General features: G+C 52.9%; 4 protein-coding genes and 2 pseudogenes. All 6 read left to right on the top strand.

Annotated features, from left to right (window positions below; genetic code table 11):
• Positions 1–80 precede the first annotated feature (80 nt).
• Positions 81–1,004, top strand: a complete 924-nt coding sequence (locus ACOTYN_RS25845) for an IS5 family transposase (protein ID WP_058689838.1) — start codon at positions 81–83, stop codon at positions 1,002–1,004.
• A 55-nt stretch (positions 1,005–1,059) separates the two neighbouring features.
• Positions 1,060–1,818: pseudogene (locus ACOTYN_RS25840) on the top strand (IS30-like element IS30 family transposase); the annotation flags it as partial.
• A gap of 83 nt (positions 1,819–1,901) precedes the next feature.
• On the top strand, positions 1,902–2,342 hold the full coding sequence (locus ACOTYN_RS25835; RefSeq protein WP_048994037.1) for a transposase: 441 nt from the start codon (positions 1,902–1,904) through the stop codon (positions 2,340–2,342).
• Positions 2,339–2,689, top strand: a complete 351-nt coding sequence (gene tnpB / locus ACOTYN_RS25830) for an IS66 family insertion sequence element accessory protein TnpB (RefSeq protein WP_004189161.1) — start codon at positions 2,339–2,341, stop codon at positions 2,687–2,689. Before ACOTYN_RS25835 ends, tnpB begins: the two co-directional genes overlap by 4 nt.
• Positions 2,690–2,719: 30 nt before the next feature.
• On the top strand, positions 2,720–4,312 hold the full coding sequence (locus ACOTYN_RS25825; RefSeq protein WP_058691233.1) for an IS66-like element ISKox1 family transposase: 1,593 nt from the start codon (positions 2,720–2,722) through the stop codon (positions 4,310–4,312).
• A 31-nt stretch (positions 4,313–4,343) separates the two neighbouring features.
• A pseudogene (locus ACOTYN_RS25820) lies at positions 4,344–4,499 on the top strand (IS30 family transposase); the annotation flags it as partial.
• Positions 4,500–4,565: the final 66 nt, after the last annotated feature.

The following is a 4,565-nucleotide window of genomic DNA, read 5'->3' as shown; positions in this document are numbered from 1 at the left end:
AGAATGAAGATTCCGACGTTACTAACTGAGTGTTGTATCTAATCGTGGGGGCAGGTCATCCCGACAACACAGACCATTCCGTGGCAAAGCAAAAGTTCAGAATCACCAACTGGTCCACCTACAACAAAGCTCTCATCAACCGTGGCTCCCTCACTTTCTGGCTGGATGATGAGGCGATTCAGGCCTGGTATGAGTCGGCAACGCCTTCATCACGAGGAAGGCCCCAGCGCTATTCTGATCTCGCCATCACCACCGTTCTGGTGATTAAACGCGTATTCCGGCTGACCCTGCGGGCTGCGCAGGGTTTTATTGATTCCATTTTTGCCCTGATGAACGTTCCGTTGCGCTGCCCGGATTACACCAGTGTCAGTAAGCGGGCAAAGTCGGTTAATGTCAGTTTCAAAACGCCCACCCGGGGTGAAATCGCACACCTGGTGATTGATTCCACCGGGCTGAAGGTCTTTGGTGAAGGCGAATGGAAAGTCAGAAAGCACGGCAAAGAGCGCCGTCGTATCTGGCGAAAGTTGCATCTTGCTGTTGACAGCAACACACATGAAGTTGTCTGTGCAGACCTGTCGCTGAATAACGTCACGGACTCAGAAGCCTTCCCGGGCCTTATCCGGCAGACTCACAGAAAAATCAGGGCAGCCGCGGCAGACGGGGCTTACGACACCCGGCTCTGTCACGATGAACTGCGGCGTAAGAAAATCAGCGCGCTTATCCCGCCCCGAAAAGGTGCAGGTTACTGGCCCGGTGAGTACGCAGACCGCAACCGTGCCGTTGCTAATCAGCGGCTGAGCGGAAGCAATGCACGGTGGAAATGGACAACGGAATATAACCGTCGCTCGATAGCGGAAACGGCAATGTACAGAATGAAGCAGTTGTTGGGAGGTTCACTGACGCTGCGTGACTACGATGGTCAGGTAGCGGAAGCTATGGCCATGGTGCGTGCGTTGAACAGGATGACAAAGGCTGGGATGCCAGAAAGCGTGCGTATTGCCTGAAAATCCAGCCAGCTACAGGGTCGTTCGCACGAAATCTTATTTATTCAACAAAGCCGCGCTGAATCGCAGTCCTTCGACGATCTCACGTGAAGTTCAGCGTAATCGGGGCAGACGCTATTACAAAGCTGTTGATGCTAATAACCGAGCCAACAGAATGGCGAAAAGGCCAAAACCGTGCTTACTGGATCAAAATTTACCATTGCGAAAGCTTGTTCTGGAAAAGCTGGAGATGAAATGGTCTCCAGAGCAAATATCAGGATGGTTAAGGCGAACAAAACCACGTCAAAAAACGCTGCGAATATCACCTGAGACAATTTATAAAACGCTGTACTTTCGTAGCCGTGAAGCGCTACACCACCTGAATATACAGCATCTGCGACGGTCGCATAGCCTTCGCCATGGCAGGCGTCATACCCGCAAAGGCGAAAGAGGTACGATTAACATAGTGAACGGAACACCAATTCACGAACGTTCCCGAAATATCGATAACAGACGCTCTCTGGGGCATTGGGAGGGCGATTTAGTCTCAGGTACAAAAAACTCTCATATAGCCACACTTGTAGACCGAAAATCACGTTATACGATCATCCTTAGACTCAGGGGCAAAGATTCTGTCTCAGTAAATCAGGCTCTTACCGACAAATTCCTGAGTTTACCGTCAGAACTCAGAAAATCACTGACATGGGACAGAGGAATGGAACTGGCCAGACATCTAGAATTTACTGTCAGCACCGGCGTTAAAGTTTACTTCTGCGATCCTCAGAGTCCTTGGCAGCGGGGAACAAATGAGAACACAAATGGGCTAATTCGGCGTAAGCGTCAAGTCACTGCCGCCTGTGATTCCAGTCCCGGGATCGCTAGCTTAGAGCTCCGTCTAATTTAGAAGGAGCTCTGTTTATGGAAAATGCTGCCAACTGGCGAACTGAATCGCGTACCGTCTATTCCAGTGACTTCAAACTTCGGATGGTCGAACTGGCTTCACGACCAGATGCCAACGTCGCACAACTGGCGCGGGAACATGGCGTTGATAATAATCTCATTTTTAAGTGGCTACGCCTCTGGCAGAGAGAGGGGCGAATCTCTCGTCGAATGCCTGCAACTATCGTGGGGCCGGTGGTACCTCAATCTCTTCCGGCTTCTCCGACTCTGTTGTCCGTCGACGTTATCAACGACCCGTTGCCCGCAGCAGAGAATGACACTCTGTGTACGTTCTCCTCCGCTCACGCCAGCGCCACTTCCTGTCATGTTGAGTTCCGCCACGGCAAAATGACGCTGGAGAACCCGTCGTCAGAGTTGCTGACTGTGCTGATCCGCGAATTGACCGGGAGGACACCATGATATCCCTCCCGTCAGGCACCCGCATCTGGCTGGTCGCCGGGGCCACGGATATGCGTAAATCCTTCAACGGGCTGGGCGAACAGATACACCACGTTCTGGATGAGGATCCCTTCTCCGGCCATCTGTTTATCTTCCGGGGACGCCGTGGCGATACCGTGAAAATACTTTGGGCTGATGCTGATGGTCTGTGCCTGTTTATCAAACGCCTGGAAGAGGGACAGTTCGTCTGGCCTGCTGTACGCGACGGCAAAATCGCGATCACCCGCTCACAACTTGCCATGCTCCTTGATAAGCTGGACTGGCGCCAGCCAAAAATATCCCGCCTTAACTCACTGACAATGTTGTAAAAAAATCATAACCGCATTATAAAAGCGGTTATGAATCACGACTATCTCGCCCGTATCGCTGCGCTGGAAGACGCGCTTCGCCAGAAAGACAGTCAGCTCAGTCTCGTTGCAGAGACTGAGTCGTTCCTGCGTTCTGCACTGGCCCGCGCAGAAGAGAAAATAGAGAACGAAGAGCGCGAGATAGAGCATCTGCGGGCACAGATAGAAAAACTGCGTCGAATGTTGTTCGGTACCCGCTCCGAAAAACTTCGCCGACAGGTTGAAGAAGCCGAAGCCCTGCTGAAACAGCAGGAGCAGCAAAGCGATCGCTACAACGGACGGGAAGACGATCCGCAGGTACCTCGCCAGTTGCGTCAGTCCCGCCATCGTCGCCCGTTACCAGCACATCTTCCCCGCGAGATACATCGGCTGGATCCTGCGGAAACCAGCTGTCCGGAATGCGGCAGCAGTATGGCGTACCTCAGCGAAGTCAGCGTGGAGCAGCTGGAACTGGTCTCCAGCGCCCTGAAAGTGATCCGCACGGTCAGGGTGAAAAAGGCCTGCACCCGATGTGACTGTATCGTTGAAGCACCTGCGCCATCACGTCCCATCGATCGGGGTATCGCCGGGCCGGGTCTGCTGGCCCGCGTGTTAACGGCCAAATACTGCGAACACCTGCCGCTGTATCGCCAGTGCGAAATCTTTGCCCGTCAGGGCGTGGATCTGAGCCGGGCTCTGCTCTCCAACTGGGTGGATGCATGTTGCCGGTTAATGGCCCCGCTGGATGAGGCCCTTTACCACTACGTGATGGACTGCCACAAACTGCATACGGATGACACTCCGGTTCTGGTGCTTGCACCGGGCAGAAAGAAGACGAAAACCGGGCGTATCTGGACGTATGTACGTGACGACAGAAGCGCAGGTTCATCAGATCCGCCAGCGGCATGGTTCGCCTTCTCGCCAGACCGGCAGGGAAAACATCCTCAGCAACACCTTCGCCACTATCATGGTGTGCTGCAGGCGGATGCCTTCGCAGGCTACGATCGGTTGTTCAGTCCGGAACGTGAAGGAGGGCCGCTGACAGAAGCCGCATGTTGGGCCCATGCCCGCCGAAAAATCCATGATGTCTATATAAGCACTCACACAGCGACAGCGGAAGAAGCCCTGAAACGTATCGGTGAGCTGTACGCGATAGAAGAAGAAATACGCGGCCTCACGACAGAAGAGCGTCTGGCAGCCAGACAATCGCAAAGCAAACCACTGCTGGCATCGCTGCATGAATGGCTGGTAGAAAAAAATGAGACGCTGTCGAAAAAGTCCCGTCTGGGCGAAGCGTTCGCTTATGTCCTGAACCAGTGGGATGCGCTGTGCTACTACTGTGAAGATGGCCTGGCAGAGCCTGATAACAACGCTGCCGAACGAGCCCTTCGTGCCGTCTGTCTTGGGAAAAAGAATTTTATCTTCTTCGGCAGCGACCACGGTGGTGAGCGCGGAGCCCTGCTGTACGGACTGATCGGGACGTGCAGGCTGAATGGTATCGATCCGGAAGCCTACCTTCGCCATATCCTGAGCGTACTGCCGGAGTGGCCCAGCAACAAAGTGGCCGAACTGCTGCCATGGAACGTGGTTCTTACCGATAAATAACCGTCAATACGGCGCTCACTTAACGCTTACAATTCGGCAGTACTTTCCTAAAAAGACATGTCTTGCCCAATATACTCAACATGAACTAGATCTGGTTGCTGCTCAGCTAAACAACAGACCGAGAAAGACACTGAAGTTCAAAACACCGAAAGAGATAATTGAAAGGGGTGTTGCATTGACAGATTGAATCTACAGTAGCCTTTTTTAATATTTCATTTTCCATTTCAATACGTTGTAGCTTTTTCCTGAGCTC

The sequence above is a fragment of the Enterobacter cloacae complex sp. IR5458 genome (assembly GCF_049238025.1).
Lineage (GTDB): Bacteria > Pseudomonadota > Gammaproteobacteria > Enterobacterales > Enterobacteriaceae > Enterobacter > Enterobacter kobei.
Note: the sequence above shows the minus strand (reverse complement) of the source record. Positions and strands in the feature narration are given on the sequence as shown.

Excerpts from the sequence above, each read along its gene's own strand:
- ACOTYN_RS25835 (WP_048994037.1), top strand. The coding sequence starts at position 1,902 with ATGGAAAATGCTGCCAACTGGCGAACTGAATCGCGTACCGTCTATTCC.
- tnpB (WP_004189161.1), top strand. The coding sequence starts at position 2,339 with ATGATATCCCTCCCGTCAGGCACCCGCATCTGGCTGGTCGCCGGGGCC.
- ACOTYN_RS25825 (WP_058691233.1), top strand. The coding sequence starts at position 2,720 with ATGAATCACGACTATCTCGCCCGTATCGCTGCGCTGGAAGACGCGCTT.